Origin of the sequence: Butyrivibrio sp. VCB2006 (assembly GCF_000420945.1) — a bacterium.
Taxonomy (GTDB): Bacteria; Bacillota; Clostridia; order Lachnospirales; family Lachnospiraceae; genus Butyrivibrio.
In genome coordinates this window covers 48179-64656 of sequence record NZ_ATVX01000012.1, presented here as the reverse complement: position 1 = coordinate 64656, position 16478 = coordinate 48179, and the positions used below count along the sequence as shown (strand labels likewise).

At 41.4% G+C, this 16478-nt stretch carries 17 protein-coding genes; 1 reads left to right on the top strand and 16 read right to left on the bottom strand.

Annotation, left to right across the window (positions count from 1 at the left end):
• Positions 1-32: 32 nt before the first annotated feature.
• The 15 genes from G613_RS0112180 to G613_RS18740 all read right to left on the bottom strand — a co-directional run bounded on the left by G613_RS0112180 (position 33) and on the right by G613_RS18740 (position 14198).
• Positions 33-1133 (bottom strand): radical SAM protein, encoded by a 1101-nt coding sequence (locus G613_RS0112180; protein WP_029232894.1) that lies wholly within the window; start codon positions 1131-1133, stop codon positions 33-35.
• A 160-nt stretch (positions 1134-1293) separates the two neighbouring features.
• Entirely contained in the window at positions 1294-1563 is a 270-nt protein-coding gene (locus G613_RS0112175) for a hypothetical protein (RefSeq protein WP_029232893.1), read from the bottom strand.
• A gap of 84 nt (positions 1564-1647) precedes the next feature.
• Positions 1648-2196, bottom strand: a complete 549-nt coding sequence (locus tag G613_RS0112170) for a GNAT family N-acetyltransferase (RefSeq protein WP_029232892.1) — start codon at positions 2194-2196, stop codon at positions 1648-1650.
• A gap of 17 nt (positions 2197-2213) precedes the next feature.
• The gene (locus G613_RS0112165; RefSeq protein WP_029232891.1) at positions 2214-2738 is read right to left on the bottom strand and encodes a GNAT family N-acetyltransferase; all 525 of its coding nucleotides are present in this window, start codon (positions 2736-2738) and stop codon (positions 2214-2216) included.
• Positions 2739-2792: 54 nt separating this feature from the next.
• Positions 2793-3587: a class I SAM-dependent methyltransferase gene (locus G613_RS0112160; protein WP_029232890.1), complete on the bottom strand. Its 795-nt coding sequence runs from the start codon at positions 3585-3587 to the stop codon at positions 2793-2795.
• A gap of 276 nt (positions 3588-3863) precedes the next feature.
• Complete coding sequence (locus tag G613_RS0112155; RefSeq protein WP_029232889.1) at positions 3864-4628, bottom strand: hypothetical protein; 765 nt, start codon at positions 4626-4628, stop codon at positions 3864-3866.
• Between the two features lie 83 nt (positions 4629-4711).
• Entirely contained in the window at positions 4712-5164 is a 453-nt protein-coding gene (locus tag G613_RS0112150) for a GNAT family N-acetyltransferase (protein ID WP_029232888.1), read from the bottom strand.
• Entirely contained in the window at positions 5157-5681 is a 525-nt protein-coding gene (locus G613_RS0112145) for a GNAT family N-acetyltransferase (RefSeq protein ID WP_051151074.1), read from the bottom strand. Before G613_RS0112145 ends, G613_RS0112150 begins: the two co-directional genes overlap by 8 nt.
• Before the next feature lie 3 nt (positions 5682-5684).
• Positions 5685-7220, bottom strand: coding sequence for an ATP-binding cassette domain-containing protein (locus G613_RS0112140; protein WP_029674897.1), 1536 nt, complete (start codon positions 7218-7220; stop codon positions 5685-5687).
• A 414-nt stretch (positions 7221-7634) separates the two neighbouring features.
• The gene (locus G613_RS19900) at positions 7635-7823 is read right to left on the bottom strand and encodes an MATE family efflux transporter (protein ID WP_029232887.1); all 189 of its coding nucleotides are present in this window, start codon (positions 7821-7823) and stop codon (positions 7635-7637) included.
• A gap of 32 nt (positions 7824-7855) precedes the next feature.
• Positions 7856-8683 (bottom strand): sugar ABC transporter permease, encoded by an 828-nt coding sequence (locus G613_RS0112130; protein WP_029232886.1) that lies wholly within the window; start codon positions 8681-8683, stop codon positions 7856-7858.
• Positions 8680-9966, bottom strand: coding sequence for a carbohydrate ABC transporter permease (locus G613_RS0112125; RefSeq protein WP_029232885.1), 1287 nt, complete (start codon positions 9964-9966; stop codon positions 8680-8682). Before G613_RS0112125 ends, G613_RS0112130 begins: the two co-directional genes overlap by 4 nt.
• Before the next feature lie 12 nt (positions 9967-9978).
• Positions 9979-11430, bottom strand: coding sequence for a sugar ABC transporter substrate-binding protein (locus tag G613_RS0112120; RefSeq protein ID WP_029232884.1), 1452 nt, complete (start codon positions 11428-11430; stop codon positions 9979-9981).
• Positions 11427-13103 (bottom strand): glycoside hydrolase family 13 protein, encoded by a 1677-nt coding sequence (locus G613_RS0112115; RefSeq protein ID WP_029232883.1) that lies wholly within the window; start codon positions 13101-13103, stop codon positions 11427-11429. Before G613_RS0112115 ends, G613_RS0112120 begins: the two co-directional genes overlap by 4 nt.
• A gap of 12 nt (positions 13104-13115) precedes the next feature.
• Positions 13116-14198 carry a hypothetical protein gene (locus tag G613_RS18740; RefSeq protein ID WP_029232882.1) on the bottom strand — a complete coding sequence of 361 codons (1083 nt, stop codon included), beginning with the start codon at positions 14196-14198 and terminating at the stop codon, positions 13116-13118.
• Positions 14199-14357: 159 nt separating this feature from the next.
• Here G613_RS18740 and G613_RS0112105 point away from each other — a divergent pair, with 159 nt between their 5' ends.
• The gene (locus tag G613_RS0112105) at positions 14358-15248 is read left to right on the top strand and encodes a LacI family DNA-binding transcriptional regulator (RefSeq protein ID WP_029232881.1); all 891 of its coding nucleotides are present in this window, start codon (positions 14358-14360) and stop codon (positions 15246-15248) included.
• Between the two features lie 62 nt (positions 15249-15310).
• Here the strand turns inward: G613_RS0112105 and fucO are convergent, their stop codons facing one another.
• A complete protein-coding gene (fucO, locus tag G613_RS0112100; RefSeq protein WP_029232880.1) occupies positions 15311-16459 on the bottom strand; it encodes a lactaldehyde reductase in 1149 nt (382 codons plus the stop codon).
• Positions 16460-16478 lie beyond the last annotated feature (19 nt).

Below are 16478 nucleotides of genomic sequence, written 5' to 3'. Positions count from 1 at the left end.
TCCAACTGATAGTCAAGGCAGATACAAAACCATCAGCTCAAATTTACAGCCAGTAGTCTCTCAACTTCTTCTCTTTTCTCATAAAGAACACATCCGCCGGCGTGATCATCAAGAAGGACGCCTTCTGTCTGAAGTGCTCTGAAAAGCTTGGATTTCATGGCATCTCTAAGGGATGTCTCTTTTACGTTTATATCTGAATATGGTGAAAATGGGCATGGCTCTGCACCGCCGTGGGAATTGATGTGAAAGAATCCTCTTCCTGCAGCAATGCATCCACCTGAACTTTTCTCATCTCCGGGGAAGGATACAAATACCATTTCAGGGTGCTCTTCTCGAAGCCTCCTAATCTCTTTTTTCAAATATTCTCTATCCTCATCACCGGGTGCAAGATGAGTCGCATCCTCTGTGACAGGAACAAATTCAACAAATATTACAGCCTTGCAGCCTTTGCTTGAAAGCTTACCTATGAATTCCTCTGAGGATACGTCCCTCAGATTCTCTGTAGTCACGGTAACTGATGCTCCGTAAATAAGGCCGCGGCTATTCAGCTCGTCCATGTTGGAAATCAGCTTGTCATACACGCCCTCACCACGTCTTGTATCAGTAGCCTCTTTCTCGCCTTCAATACTCATGATTGGCACAAGGTTTCTGTTCTTATCAAAAAGGTCGAAGTACTTCTCCGCCATATATGTTCCATTTGTAAATATTGGGAAAAGAATGTCCTGCTTTTTACCTGCTGCCTCGATGACACCCTTTCTAAGAAGTGGCTCACCACCTGCAAGAAGGATAAAGCTAACTCCCAGGTCTGATGCTTCGTCAAAGATCTTGAGCCACTCTTCATCAGTAAGCTGACTTACAGGCTCTGTATCCTCTGTGGCGTTATTGCATCTTGAATAGCACCCCGCGCAGTGGAGATTACAACTGCTTGTGATGCTGGCGATCAGAAATGGCGGAATGTGTTCCCCTTCTGCCTCTAATTTGGCTCTTTTCTTGGAAGCAGCCTTAGTAGCCAGGGCAAACTTAGCCATATATGCACTTTCTCTTGGGTTCTTGAGAGTAGCCTTTATAGCATCTGAAACAACTCTCTCCACGCCATGAGTCATGTATTCCTGAATGTTGAATTCTTTATCCATTGAAATAATCCTTCCTTACTATTCATTATATCGAATAAGATAAGTGGATTATATCATATTTTAAATTTATTGCAATTGTATTGTTTGCAATTCGTATATTCAAATTTTTAGCAGTACAGATTTATGGCCTGTACTGCTACTTTCCGCTATTATTTGGTAATTAAACCGTTGTCTCTTTTTCCTTAGCCTTCAGTTTCTTACTCAAATGGTGAAGTACAAAGCTTATGCAAATAGCTATAACTGCGATTACAAGGCAGGTATACAACACCGGTCTTAATGCAGTTGAATACTCCGCCGGATCAAATATTCCATCTCTGTGAAGCTTTATGGAAAAATAAATCCAGTATCCTGTTGATACAGCCGCAATGATCCACAGTACTATGCGGCATACTAGCAATCTCATTATCTTAGTACTTACTTCGCTTTGCATTCTTTTCTCCTTGAATCCAAGTAATTTCTCTTAACATTATACTCTTTTGTGGCTTATTTTATACCCGGATATGAATTCAATATCTCACAATGCCTTATACATCAGGATCTCATCATTGTAGCTTCCATCATCGAATTTAAGAGCATTGGGTCTGCGACCATACTCTACAAAGCCGCACTTTTTATACAAGGCCTGAGCTCTTTCGTTATTCGCAACAACTTCAAGCTCCATCTGACTATAGCCTATCTCTTTGGCAAGGCTTGTCAGATACTCTATCATTGCACTTCCAATTCCAAGTCCCCAATACTCCTCATATAGGGCAATAGCCATGCTGCAGCGATGCTTTATTTTTCTCTTATCACCCATGCCATTTATGCTGCTATTCCCTGCAACCTTGCCACCGACTATGGCTATCATCATTACAGAGTTTGGATCATTATAAAGCCTGTCCAGAATCTCTTTTTCACCATCAAGCGTATACTGAACTTCGTCAGGGTTTCGTAAAAGAAATGGAGTCTCTGCGCTTGTTTTCTTGAGATAATCAATCATATCCTGGGCATACTCTGATGTATTGGGCTTAAGGGTGCAGGTTCTACCGTCTTTAAGCTGTATTTTCTTTTCTTCGAATTTCATATTGATATCCTCCTCATTTATAATTCTATCCAGTAGCGCTGAACTACTTCTCCATCTTCATCTACAAATTCATTTTCTAGTACTCCGCCGTTATTCTGTATAGACTTGGCTGAGCCGATGTTGTCTTTGTCACAACAGATAAGTACTTTGTCGATACCAAGTTTCTTACACTCATCTAGGGCAAGTCCGATCATCTTGGTAGCGTAGCCCTTGCGCCTTTCGGAAGGTCTGATTCCATCCCCGATATGACCGCCATCCTTCAAAAGCTTTTCGTTTAGGTAGTGACGAATGTTCACGGCTCCAAGGAGTCTGTTTCTCTCATCATCCAAAAGGAAAAAGGTTGAGTCCGGGACTAGTCCATCTCGTGCCTGCGCAAGTTCCAGGTTCTCAAGATAGTAATCAAAGTCCTGATAATCATTCTTGAAAATAGCATATGGTGAGTGGTTGGTGTGGTTCTTTTCCTGATCTTCCTTCCACTCATCGATCATCTCCCCAAGCTGATGCTCATACTCTTTTGTAAGCTTAATTAGTCTCAAACTCATAACATTTCTCCTCTTTTTTTATATTGATATAAATTATTATCCCCATTATTTATCTCAATTTTTTCTGCAGATATATAGGAGATGATTTGTGTGCCCAAGCAGCTCCCTCTTTTCCGAAAAAGCCAGATACCAGTCGGCCATTGCCTTAAAGTCTTCATCTGACATTTTAAAATCCGGTCTTTCTTCGATTGGCTGAAGCAGGCCATCCACACCTGTTGTGGTGATCCAGGTTATATCTTTTCCCTCAAAAAGCTGTTCAAACTCCGTCACATCATATCCGGTAAAAAGCTGCTCCTTGAAATGTCTGACCTTATAGTCCTTGGTGAAGTTCTCCTCCTGCCCTGCTGCCCAGTTGCCGTAGAAGTACTCCGCGTACATAATGGCAAATACTGAGATAAAGGCATACATGACAACTCCGCCTTTTTTCGTGACTCGAATAGCCTCGTCGATAGCCTTGTTAATATCGTCCTTCTCGTACAGGTGATATAAAGGCCCAAGAACAAGGGTTACGTCAAAAGAGCCATCGGCAAACTGATCAAGCCTTGTGGCATCCCCCTGATAAGCTTTCAGATTATCAAGACCTGCCCCGTTCGCTTTTAAGATTTCAAGATTCTTATCAACCAGCTCAACTGCTGTAACATCCATGCTCTCTTTTGCCAGAGCTATCGAATATCTGCCGGTGCCCGCGCCTACTTCCAAAATCTTGGAATTCTTGCCGACATATCTGTGGATGTAGTTCATGGTTGTAGCAAACTCAAGTCTTCCATGAACTGACCTGTCAAGGCGCCCCTCCTCTTCATACTGGTTGTAAAAACCGCTGACTATTTCCTGTCTTGATTGTTCTGCCATATGTCCCCTCCTATAACTTTAAGATGGAATGAATAAAGCCTCATCAAACTATATAAGTCTGATGAGGCCAAATCTCAAAACAATATGAATATATGCGTATACTCTGCACCTATTCTCTATCCTCATCAATGCTATCACTAATAGACCCCTGTTTATAATCCACGGGCATCATATTCTTAGTAATGGAATTGACGAGTCTAAAATTTTTCATAATTTGAATCACTTTCTGAAAATATTTAGTTGTTAGTATATCTGTCTGACAACTTCGTGTCAACACTATATTTCATATTTTTTTGACTCTAGTATGGTGTACCTACCTTCAAACACTTCCTCCAGGATTCTCAACTCCAGCTGCTGCCTGTGGGCAAAGTGACCAAGTAAAGCCTCTGTCCCGGATACTTTGTTTTCTACAGCATAGGGAGAATTATCAAAGTAGCCCAGCATAAGGGGAAACCACATTTCTTTTCCGTTGTCGTCAGATCTTTCCTTCCTGATAACATCGATGTTTGAAGCTATATCATCGGCCTTAAGATACATAATCTTGTAATCTTTATCAGCAAGGACCAGGCTAATCTCTTTGTAGAAATCCAGGATTTCCCGATCACTCATGTTCCTAAAAAGAATCATATCCTCCACGATGTTCTGGAAAAGAGAACACTCAAAAATGTTGTTATCACTATGCCATCTCTTTAGGCGCCCCAAAACAATATCTTTGAAGCTATCATAATCAATACGCCCATTGTATATCTCATGCTGCTCAAGATCTTTGTGAAATCCCGGAATGTCAGTGATGATCTTGGTGTAACAGATTATCCTTTTATCTCCTTCTTCATAGGTCTTTTCCCTGATTTCATCCTTTATAGCGCTGTACTTATGGAGAATCTCTTCATAGGTCTTATTATCCACATAGGCGCACCAGGCAAGCTCTACAGGAGAGTAATCACCTTCGCAGATAGCCTTAAGATCAGAATATTTTTCGGACAGTCTTCTTACAAGGGTACTCTTACCGCTTCCCTGTAATCCTTCAACGAAATAATTCATCCAATCCCTCCATTCTCTGTCATTTATACATAGCAGACGCATTATAAGCATCTACGTGCAATTTGGTCTATTGGATTTCGCAATTATCTATGTATGTACAATCTTGTAGGCTCAGGTTCTCCGTCGCCCTGTGCCATGCAGAAGAACTCCCAGCCATATCTCTCATAGAATCCGGTATGGTCTGTAACAAGGTAAATTGGTGTAATGCCTTTTGATTTCATATCATCAACTGCCATGTTAAGAAGATTTCCGCAAATGCCCTGACAACGAAAGTTCTCTTCTGTATAAACTGCGCAAACGTTGGGCGCAAGGTCTTTTCTGTCATGGAAATCATTTTCAATAACGCCAAGACCGCCCACGATCTTGTCACCATCAAGGCAAAGGTACCAGCCGTATTCTGTATTACCGCCAAGGTAATCCTCCATGCACTCAAGGTACGCCTCTGTTGGCACTCCCCACTTTTCGTGGAACCAATTGGCTGCCATGTCTTTCATTTCAGGTTTTTCTCTTAAATTCAAATATGTATATTCACTCATTTTCAGTTTTTCTCCTTAGTTCATTTCCTTTTAGCTTTAGCTCTTTTCCTGAATCAGTAACAAGGTCTTCCACTTCAAATTCCTCTATGTCGTAGTCTGAGGATAGCTTTTCCAGAAGCTTGTTACTTCCTGCGTTTCTGATATCAGCTTCGTAAAAGAACTGGCTCTTTCCGTATTTCTCATGGGCGTAATCCAGAATGAAGTTCAGCGCATCAAAGGCATAGCCCTTTCCTTGCTCCGCTTCTACGATCCACACGCCAAGTTCCGGACATTCTTCTGTAAGTCCATGCATCTCAACGCTTCCCACAAACTTCTCATTTTCATCAACAATAGAAAAAATCAGCATTTCCTCTTTTTCCATTTCGTCAAGAAACTCCTGCAAAACTTCCCTTGCAGCGTCTTCATTTTCAAAGGGATCCGGCCATTGGTATCTTGCAATCTCCTCGTTGAAGTTTTCGTGATAGTCCCTAAGATATTTCATATCAAAGGGAATTACTTTTATCCACTTTCCTGTCATTGGTTATTTAAGTCCTTTCTCTGTAAGCGTGTATGCCTTTGTGCAAACCTCATCAATATATTTTCTGTCGTGGGAAATGCTGATCACAGCTCCCGGAAAAGAAGCAATCATCTTCCTGATAACAGGTCCCGACAGCGGTGAAAAGTTTCTTGTTGGCTCATCCAAAATAAGTACATTGGCATCAGATAAACTCATTTTCAAAAGCAGCACCTTGGCTTTCTGTCCTCCGGACAGATCCCTGATAGCATGATCCATCTCATCCGCTGTGTACTTAAGAGAACCAAGATAGGTCCTTATGCGGGTTCTAATCGCTTTATCCCCTGTATCGTCCAGAAATTCTACCGGTGTAGCATCAAGATCAAGAAGCTCCTCGTAGTTCTGTGGCATATACTGGGCCTTTATATCTTTTCTGGATAACAGCTCATCTGCCATTTTCTTAAGGAGTGTCGTTTTACCCACACCATTTGTTCCAACAATGCAGATTTTCTCCGGGCCTCTGACTCTAAGGAAAATGTCTTTTGCAAGGACCTTGGAATCATCAGGAGTTCTCAGCTCATCCAGGGAATACTCAATAACGGTCTTGCCTGCAGGCATTTTGGCCGTTTCCCCTCCAAGCTTGAAGAAGATCGCTTCCTCCTGCTCAGGCATCTTGGTCATGTTCTCATCTTCTTTTTCAAAACGCTTTTCCATGGCCTTAACCGTGTGCATCTTATCTTTGAGATTCTTACCTATTCCGTCCCTGGCGGCTCTGGATATACTGGTCTGTGCATGGTCCACGCTGTTATAGATTCGGGCATACTTTTCGTCCCTGCGCTTTTTCTCCTTTTTGTCGTTAATTGCCTGCTGCTCCTGCCTCTCGAAGTTCTCGGCCCTATTCTTGATATAATTCCTGTAATTATCCTTAACGACAGTGTACCTGCTCTTAGTCTTTCGCATGATCTGCTCGATGTGGATCACCACATTAGCCGTGTTCTCAATAAGGGTCTCATCATGAGATATGAAAAGAACTATGTGCTTCCACTCATTTATCAGCTTCTCCAAAAGCTCCAGCGTGCTTATATCAATATCATTCGAAGGCTCGTCCAGCAAAAGAACTGTCGGCTTATCCATAAGAATCCTCATAAGCTGAGCCTTAACCTTCTCTCCACCGGATAAACTTCCCATTTTTTGATCGCTGTAAAAGAAATCTGAGGGCACTTGGAATTCCCTGGCCATCTCAGCTAGTTCTTTTGGATTCTTATCAAAAAAGAGCTGTGCCTGTGAAAAGTATTCATATAGCGTTTTTTCTTTATCAGTCTCCGGAAGCTCCTGTGGAAGATACCCAAGCACCTCTCCTGCCAGTACTCTTTCTCCCTCACATTCCGTGTATTCTTCAGCCATTTCCGGATCGTATATCCATTTCATGAGGGTCGATTTGCCATTTCCCTCTTCCCCAATAATTACGGCCTTGTCGCCATCATTAAGGACCATATTGAATTTCTCTAGTATGACCCGCAGGTCCCCCCGATGGGTTATGGTCAGATTCTTAACTTGTAGCATATATAATCTCCTATTGTGCTGATAGCGTACTGTACTAATATAGAATTTCGCTTGCGAAATTCTCGTGCGAGGCGCGGTTGCTTCAAGAAACAAATTCATTTCGCGCCGATGCACATTTACTGACTTATTTTCATTGAAAATGAAAAAGAGCCTCTTTTGCATACGCAAAATAGACTCACACAAATAGACCCACTATTACAGTCAGGCTAAGAATGCATGATAATCTAATTTAAGCGTACACAAAATAGCCGCATCAGCAGCTATAACAAAACATATCGTGTAAACTCAAACTAAATTATCTAATAAACATTTCATCACCTGTACGACAAGCGTTCTTTCTTTATATTTTTAATACTTTCTCATACTAACACCGAAAATATATAGTTGCAATAATAAATTCTAAATCTGTTGGAATCAGCAAAAATGCAACACCAACATGTTTACTGACATGGCAACACCAACTTCTACTGCGGCTATGGCAGTCTTCCCCAATTGCCCCACCATAACCTGATCGATCATAGAAAAAGAAGATTGCAGCATAGCCTGTAAAGCTACAGGCACTGCAATCTTCATAGATTTTCTGAAAAATGATTCTTGCGTCACTCTCTCTCCCTCTAATAATCTAACCTCGCATTTTATTGCTTAACAGCACCATCTGATACTCCGGATATTAGGAACCTTGATAAGGAAAAATACAGAATTACTATTGGAACAGCAATAAATATGGCTCCTGCAGCAAATCTTGAAAACTCTGTTTCTCCAAGATGAGTAAGGCCCACCGCTACTGTCCAAAGATCGCGGTTTTTGAGAAGCATGTTCGGAAGAATGAAATCACTCCATGGCCATGCAAACGAGGTAAGTGCGGTATACACTAGGATTGGCTTGGAAAGCGGCATTGTAACCTTCCAGAAAATTGTAGGGTTAGATGCCCCGTCAATCCTGGCCGCTTCGTAAATCGAGTTACTGATAGTATCAAAATACCCCTTCTGCACCAGGTATCCCATAGGCGCTCCTGCTGAGTACACCAGCACAAGGCTCCACAGATTATTGATGAGGTTAAAGTTGATCATTATAAGATAAACCGCTGTCATTCCCATAAAGCTTGGGAACATACTAAGAACCAGAGTCGTCTTCATGATAGGCTTTCTCATCCTGAACCTGAATCTGCTCATGGTATAAGCAGTCAGTATCACCAGGACTGTGGAAAGCGCACAGGAAAATACTGCAACAAACAAGGTATTCCGTAGCCAACTTGGATAATCATACATCTGTGTGTCCGAAAAGAGCTTAATATATGTACCAAGACTGTAGCTCTTAGGGAAAAATCCTTCATAATCATAGATTGAACCCGACGCAGAAAAAGATGCCAGTACAAGCCACAGCACAGGAAAAAAGAATATGAAGGATACAAGGATCAGTGCAATGTATGTTACGACTGTCTCTGAAAGTCGTTCTTTTCTCATCTGAAAGTATCCTCCTTCTTAAATGCTGATGAATTCACATATGTAGTCAAAGAGATCACTGATGTGATCAGGAAAATAATAAGGCTGACTGCTGCGCCTATACCATAATAGTTATTATCAATCGAAAGGTTATAAAGCCAGTTGATGAGAAGGTCCGTATCACTTGCAAGGAAGTATCCGTCAAGATATAAGCCGCCTCTCAAGAAGTAAAATACTCCGAAGTTATTAAAGTTGCCAACAAAGCTGGTAATAAGCGTCGGTGTTGTAGAGAAAACTACAAATGGAAGTGTGAGCTTGGTAAACTGTTTCCATCTTCCTGCTCCATCAAGACTTGCGGCCTCATACAGCTCATTATTCATGTTAGAAAGAATTCCTGTGGCAAGCAGCATCGATGTCGGTATAGATATCCATGCATTTACCAAAAGACCTATTATCCTTGCCTTCCAACCTGCATCTATATCCAAGAATCCCACTGCCTGAAGTCCAAAAGCTTTCAGATAATAGTTAATTGGACCTCCATAGGAGAACATGAACTTAAAGCCTAAAAGAGTTATGAATCCCGGCACAGCGTATGCAAGTATAGGAAATGCTCTCCAAAAGGTCTTGCCCTTTACACACTTCTTGTTAAGGAGAAGCGCCAGTAAAAGTCCTCCAAAATAGTTGATAGCGGTCGCACATACTGCCCAGACAAGATTCCACCCCAGGATTTTTACAAATGTGTCTTTTATTCCTGTAAGTGAAAAGATCTGTATAAAATTTTCAAGCCCTATCCAGTCCACAAGCTTTGGGGGCACTATATCTCCCCCATAGTTTGTGAAAGCAATAAGGATCATGAAAATGATTGGAAGGATGTTGAACACTGCAACTCCGACAACCGGCAAGAACAGCGCCACAACATAAAACTTCTTATCAACAAAGGCCTGTAATGACGCGATAAATCCCGGAACAGTCTTCCCCTGCTCCACAAGCCTTTCTGTATTCTTGACATCTTTTATATTGGAAAGATAAAAGACAATAACTGCAATCAGCACCAGAAATGCCAGGATTCCTCTAAGCATCATGATGATGGAGTCATCACCTTTTGTTCCAAGCCAAGGATCACCCTCAACAGTGCCGAGAGTAAAAAAACCTGTCATATCCCCTATACCTGAGGTGACTAAATACCATAAATACAGAGCAAGAACAGCCATATAAAGAAGTCCTTTAACTCTTTGCCCATAAAGAAACTGTCCAAGTCCCATTATTACATAGGAGCATTTTGTCTTAATATTCCCAGTTTTCATACCAAAGCTCCCTTAGTTAGATAAAGTATAAATGGCGTCATAAATGCTCTTTGAAGCTTTATCCAAAGCCTCCTGCATGGAAGCTTCATCTGTATATTTAACAGTTTCACCCTTTTTCTCTCTAAAAGCATCCTTGGCCACATCACTAAGAAGCGTTCCCATGGGGTCCCAAATCTGATCTACAGCCTTAACAGAAGGCATAAGATTTATATGCCCAGCGCTCAAACTACCAAAGATCATTTCTGTTGTTCCGCCCATTTCCTGAGCCACATCTGATCTTGTTGGAGCAATACCAAGGATCTGTGCCCTTCTTGTGATCATTTCCCTGCTGGTAGCAAAGTTTACAAACTCAATGCATGCATCTCTGTGCTCCGTGTACGCACTGATACCATAGCCGTTAACGCCGCCCATAACAACAGTCTCAACTGTATCTCCATTTTTGCTAAGGTCTCCATCTGCAGGCATCTTGCCGGGAAGTTCCACCATTCCAAGGTTTTCTGTAGCTTTTTTGTCAGCTTCTTCCTGGCTACAGCCTTCTGCCTTATACACATCGGCAAGTCTGTCATGGAACAGGACGTAAGTATCAGGTGTAGAGATTGAGCAAAAATATGTACCATCAGCAACTTTAACATATCTATTCTGCGCTATTGAATCATCAATACACTCTTCATTCATAACTCCGGCAAACTGGCGAAGTCCCAGCATACCTTTTGCCGCATCACCCTGTCCAAAGCCTACATCCTCAGAATTAGTAAGGCCATTTTCATCTTTTCCAAAAACATATCCACCATAGGAAAAGTCAAACTCTGCCATCATATAAAGGTCTTTGCAGGAGGCAACAAGACCATATTTCTCGCCGCCGGACTCTGTTACTATCTGCTGTGAAAGCTGATACAGACTGCTCCAGCTCTGAAGGAAATCCGGTGTCTTATCTCCATCCTGATCCCAATCAGTCTCCCAATTCTCAGGAAGCTTATCTTTTCTGTAAAAAAGCATTGGTTCCTGAACATTAACAGGAATTGCGCAGGTGTACTTATTGCCATTAACACCAATAGTGAAGGCATTCCAGGCTTCTTCCGGAATTAGATCGGCGCACTCAAAATCTTCTCTGTTTAGTGCAAGGATGTGTTTATCTTCTGCGTAAGACATAAGCTTATCGTTAGCCTGGTAAAGAACATCAGGGCCGTAGCCATAAGGGCCGTTTTCTGCCAGGTTACTGTATTCTTCCATGTTCGCATCAACAGCCTGGATTCCCTTGTCCTTATAAGCCTCATTAAATGCACTTAATAGTTCATCCAGATAGCCCTCCTGCTTGGCCGTGTCATTTTCAAGAATCCTAAGAGTGATTACTTCATCACTTGAAGTCTTCCCGGAAGCCTTAGCATTATCACTTCCGCAAGCTGTCATTGAAATAGCGAGTGATGATATAAGCAACAGCCCAAGAGCTCTTTTTATATTTCTCATAATACCTCTCCTCCGCCTACATATAATCTGTAGCTGCCAGGTTCTACCTGAATATCTTTGTCTTTTCCGACGCTGTCCGACTCGTTTATTAACAGCGTGACATCCCCATTTTCGCCATGTCTTTCCATGCATAAGAGCTTATTGTCATCTGAAGAGTAAATCCTGGTGCCATCAAATGAGAAGTTGCATTTCTTTCGTATATCCGCCAGCTGCCTGATAAAATCTGTCAGTGTATTCTCTTTTTCTTTTCCGAAATCCATGCATCGCCTGCAATCAGGATCATATCCACCAACAGTATAGCACTCTGTGCCGTAGAAAATCGATGGCGCACCGGGAAACAGATATAATAGCGCCAGCGCAGCTTTTAACTTATCACGGTCTTCATGCACTTCACTAAAGAATCTGTCCGTATCATGACTATCAAGAAGATTTAGCATCATATCATTGACAGTGTCAGTGTTCCTTGCAAGGATGTCGTTAAGCTTGTCAGCCATTTTCTCAGCATCAAATTTATCATAGGCAAAATAGTCAAGAGCTGCCTTAGTAAATGCATAATTCATGATGCTGTCATACTGATCGCCCCGAAGGTAGTTATTTGCATCATGCCAGTTTTCACCGATAATTACTGCTGTCTCCTTGGCTTTCTTAACTTCTTTTCTAAACTTCCTCCAGAAATCGTGGCTTATCTCATCTGATACATCAAGTCTCCATCCGTCTATATCAAACTCTTTGATGTAGTAGGTGGCAATGGATATAAGGTAATCCTGGACATCACTGTTCGAAGTATTCCACTTTGGCATATATGTGCATCCGGCAAATACTTCGTAGTTAAGAGGATCTTTTTTCGGAAAATCACCCTTTACTACAAACCAGTCAAAATACTGTGATTCTCTGCCTTTTTTTACCACGTCTTGAAACTTCTCATTTAGTTCACTGACATGGTTGAAAACCGCATCCAGAACTATCTTCATTCCTCTTTTATGGAGTTCTTTTACCAATTCTTGCAAATCTGCATTGTCACCAAAGTTTGGATCTATCTCAAAATAGTCCACAATATCATACTTATGGTTGGAGGGTGACTTAAAAATTGGAGTAAGATAAAGTGCATCACATCCAAGATTACTAATATAATCAAGCTTAGAAATAATTCCCTTGAGGTCGCCCCCTGCAAAGCTTTTGGGAGTAGGGACATCTCCCCACTTAAGATTTATATAACTCTTGTCCTTGTTCTCATCTCCTATACAGAACCTGTCGATGAATATTTGGTAAAAGCTTGCCTGAGTTAGCCAGTCTTCCTTTTTCATGATGTCTGCAGCATTGATGTAGGGATACTGAAAGAAGTTATAGTAGCCCTTGGTAAAATCATAAGTGAGTGTTGCGCCATCCTCAGAGTAGTAATAGTATTCACGACCATCCCATAGATAAAAGACATAAGCAAGTCTCGTATCTTCGAGATCCAGTTTTACTGAATAATAATCGTATAGTTCTCCGCTAAGCACTTTTTCCATTGGAAGCTTTTTTTGGCTTTCCCCGATTACATATTTGCTCTCGAAGATAATCCAGGCCTTTTCTATGTCTCCCCTGGCTGTGCGAAGCCTTATGACAATTTCATGTTCAGATACCGGAAAGCAGTACGCTGAATCTGTCATATGTAGTAGTGCAAACTGATTCATTTTTCCTGCCTCTTATTTAGCAATTTCTACAGTCATATCATCAAGATTTACTGTAAATGTATATGTTCCGTCTGCAGAAATTTTCACGTTGTTTCCATTTTCTGTTAAAAGATCCATACCAGCCGTTACATTTTCTTCTTTGAGTACAAGGCCGGTATCTTCCTCTCCTTCAAATACTGAGAAGCAAAGCTCTGTATCTGCTTTAAGTTCCATTTCGATAGTATAGGTGTCAGCACCATCTTTTCTCTCAAGCTCTTTGAGTTCTGACCAGTCTGCAACCCAGCTTCCCTTTACGAAAACCTTTGTGTTCTCTGTTACTTCAAATGGCTCCTCTTCTGTTTCTTCACCATCTGTCAGAGGATCTGAGTTTCTCACAATACTCAGAGTATCCTGGGCCTGATTATCAGGGTTTGTTGTAAGAGTGATTGTGTAGTTTCCATCAACTAAAACCTGAACATTTGATGTATCTGCAGTTCCTCCAAGGCCTCCTGCATTCTCCATCTGAGACTCATCAATATCTGTGAACTTGCCATAGCCTTTTTGTCCGTCCCACTTCCAGTCATGTATAACCTGGAACTGATCTCCTTCGAAAAGGTCTATTGTAAGAGAAAATTCATTTACATTGTTTCCTGTAGGTGTAAGCTCAAAAGAAGCCTTTTCTTCGTCGCTAAGACTTCCTGCCCAGTTATTAAGTTTAAGTGCGCCTTTTGTGGATGTTCCTGCGATGTACCAGTGCCTTGTATCTTCTGCTACTGTATTGCTTCTAAAATCACCATAAAGAGTAGTATCTTTTTCAAAAGTATCTGTAGAAAGATCTTTTTTACTGGATTCAAGGAATGACGGAGTCTCAAACCATCCGTTAAACTCTGCATCCTCTACCTGCTCGAAAGCCTCGTAGGAAGCCTTGTCAAGAAGCTCATCCACGTATGCTGTAGCTGTTCCGAGAGTCTGATCCTGATTCATAAATGTAATCGTAAGCTCTTCCTTAGTAGCGTCACTAGCCTTAGCTGCTCCGCACCCTGTAAGTCCACTGATTATCAGAAGTGTTGCCATTGTTCCTGCAAGAGTCTTTGTTAAAAATGCATTCTTTTTCATGATTTCCCTCCCATTCTATAGGTGCTGTCGTTTTGTTAAGTTTGTTAACTTAACTGTTAAATTAGTAATAACACTTTGAAAATCTCTTGTCAATATCTAAAGGCTTTGATATTATTAACTTAACTTGTTAACCTAATAATTCATAAAGGAACTCTTAATATGGCTAATGAAAAAAAAGCTACCGTCAGAGATATTGCTGCTAAGGCCGGTGTATCGGTAGCTACGGTTTCCTATGTACTCAACGACAAAAAGGATACTAAGATAAGTGATGTAACCAGAAAAAAGGTTCTCCAGGTGGCTAACCTTCTAAATTACAGTATTCCTGAGAAGTATAAGAATATAGACGCCAGAAAGGGCGCATATACTATAGGTGTAATGTACACCCTAAGACCGGATACTCCTTCAAGGAATATGGAGATAATGTCCCTGATCAACCTTCTAGCCGGTAGATTTTTTAGAATAGGTTTTAACTGCCAGTTGATTCCTTTAGAATCATCTTCTGAGTACCAGAAACCCGTAGAAGGACTGGATGGCATAATAGCTATAGATCTGGAAGAATCTGTATTCAAGCAGATGTCCGGACAGTACTTTATCCCCATTCTCTGTCTTGATATGATGATCAACGATTTTCTTTTCTATCAGATTTACACTGATATGGAGAGTATTTCCAGGGCAGCTTCGGAAATACTTGGGGATGGTTTTTATCTGGTAACTGATAAATACAGCAATAGTAAATATAACGATTATCTGATTTCTTCTCTTCCTAAAGGGAAGTCCCTCTTTTTCTCGGATTTGGAAGAAAAAGGATTTTCTGTTCTGGATGGTAAAAAAGTCCTTGTCTACGGAACACAGCTTGGAATGATAATTAAGCAGAATGCAAAATGCAAAGATATGCTGGTAATAACCAGTGAAGATGCCGGAAATTATTACTCTCCCGCAATAAAAAACATTCACCATGATATCGAGAAAAAGGCTAATCTTGCCATGAATATCATGATGAATGCCATAGAAAAGAAATTTGATGTTAAACATGAATACAAAGTGTTCTAAATATGAAGAAAAAGCCTCATCAAACTGTTTTCAGTCTGATGAGGCCTATTATTTGGTCTAAATTATGCCATAAGCATACGGAACATTTCGATTACCTGCTCCTTAGTTGCTTCTCTTGGGTTTCCTGGATAGCATGCATCGTTAAGAGCATCTGTTGCAAGAACGTCAAGGTCTTCCTCTTTGATCTTGTCAAGAGTCTTAGGAATACCAACATCCTCAGAGAGCTTCTTAACTGCTGCAATTGCTGCATCTCTGTACTCTTCCTGGCTCATGTTATCTACGCCTTCAACTCCCATAGCTCTTGCTACTTCGCGAAGTCTTTCACCAGTGTATTCACGGTTAAACTCCATTGAAATTGGAAGGAACATAGCACATGCAACGCCGTGTGGTGTGTCATAGTGTGCTGAAAGAGTGTGCGCCATAGCATGGTCGATTCCAAGACCAACGTTTGAGAATCCCATACCTGCGATGTACTGACCAAGAGCCATTCCTTCACGGCCTTCCTTGGTATTCTCTACAGCGCCTCTAAGGTTCTTGGAAATAAGTTTGATAGCCTCGAGATGGAACATATCTGTCATCTCCCAGGCTGCTCTTGTTGTATAACCCTCGATAGCATGTGTAAGAGCGTCCATACCTGTTGAAGCTGTAAGTCCCTTAGGCATTGATGCCATCATCTCAGGATCAACGATAGCTACGATAGGCATATCGTGAGTATCAACGCATACGAACTTTCTCTCTTTTTCTACGTCAGTGATAACGTAGTTGATTGTAACCTCTGCAGCTGTTCCGGCAGTTGTAGGTACTGCGATGATTGGAACGCAAGGGTTCTTGGTTGGAGCTACGCCCTCAAGTGAGCGAACATCAGCAAACTCAGGGTTTGTGATGATGATACCGATTGCCTTTGAAGTATCCATAGATGATCCGCCGCCAATAGCGATGATGCAGTCAGCGCCTGACTTCTTGAAGGCTTCAACACCGTTTTTAACATTCTCTATAGTTGGGTTTGGCTTAATGTCTGAATAAATCTCGTAAGGAATCTTAGCTCCATCGAGAAGGTCTGTAACCTTAGCAGTTACGCCAAATTTGATAAGATCAGGATCAGATGCTACAAAAGCCTTTTTAAAGCCGCGGCTGTTAAACTCATTAACAACCTCTGAAATAGCGCCTGCGCCATGATAAGATGTTCCGTTTAAAGAAATTCTGTTTGCCATAATACATGTCCTCCAAAAA

Coding starts and splice junctions, on each gene's coding strand:
- G613_RS0112180 (WP_029232894.1), bottom strand. CDS start 1,133: ATGGATAAAGAATTCAACATTCAGGAATACATGACTCATGGCGTGGAG.
- G613_RS0112175 (WP_029232893.1), bottom strand. CDS start 1,563: ATGCAAAGCGAAGTAAGTACTAAGATAATGAGATTGCTAGTATGCCGC.
- G613_RS0112170 (WP_029232892.1), bottom strand. CDS start 2,196: ATGAAATTCGAAGAAAAGAAAATACAGCTTAAAGACGGTAGAACCTGC.
- G613_RS0112165 (WP_029232891.1), bottom strand. CDS start 2,738: ATGAGTTTGAGACTAATTAAGCTTACAAAAGAGTATGAGCATCAGCTT.
- G613_RS0112160 (WP_029232890.1), bottom strand. CDS start 3,587: ATGGCAGAACAATCAAGACAGGAAATAGTCAGCGGTTTTTACAACCAG.
- G613_RS0112155 (WP_029232889.1), bottom strand. CDS start 4,628: ATGAATTATTTCGTTGAAGGATTACAGGGAAGCGGTAAGAGTACCCTT.
- G613_RS0112150 (WP_029232888.1), bottom strand. CDS start 5,164: ATGAGTGAATATACATATTTGAATTTAAGAGAAAAACCTGAAATGAAA.
- G613_RS0112145 (WP_051151074.1), bottom strand. CDS start 5,681: ATGACAGGAAAGTGGATAAAAGTAATTCCCTTTGATATGAAATATCTT.
- G613_RS0112140 (WP_029674897.1), bottom strand. CDS start 7,220: ATGCTACAAGTTAAGAATCTGACCATAACCCATCGGGGGGACCTGCGG.
- G613_RS0112130 (WP_029232886.1), bottom strand. CDS start 8,683: ATGAGAAAAGAACGACTTTCAGAGACAGTCGTAACATACATTGCACTG.
- G613_RS0112125 (WP_029232885.1), bottom strand. CDS start 9,966: ATGAAAACTGGGAATATTAAGACAAAATGCTCCTATGTAATAATGGGA.
- G613_RS0112120 (WP_029232884.1), bottom strand. CDS start 11,430: ATGAGAAATATAAAAAGAGCTCTTGGGCTGTTGCTTATATCATCACTC.
- G613_RS0112115 (WP_029232883.1), bottom strand. CDS start 13,103: ATGAATCAGTTTGCACTACTACATATGACAGATTCAGCGTACTGCTTT.
- G613_RS18740 (WP_029232882.1), bottom strand. CDS start 14,198: ATGAAAAAGAATGCATTTTTAACAAAGACTCTTGCAGGAACAATGGCA.
- G613_RS0112105 (WP_029232881.1), top strand. CDS start 14,358: ATGGCTAATGAAAAAAAAGCTACCGTCAGAGATATTGCTGCTAAGGCC.
- fucO (WP_029232880.1), bottom strand. CDS start 16,459: ATGGCAAACAGAATTTCTTTAAACGGAACATCTTATCATGGCGCAGGC.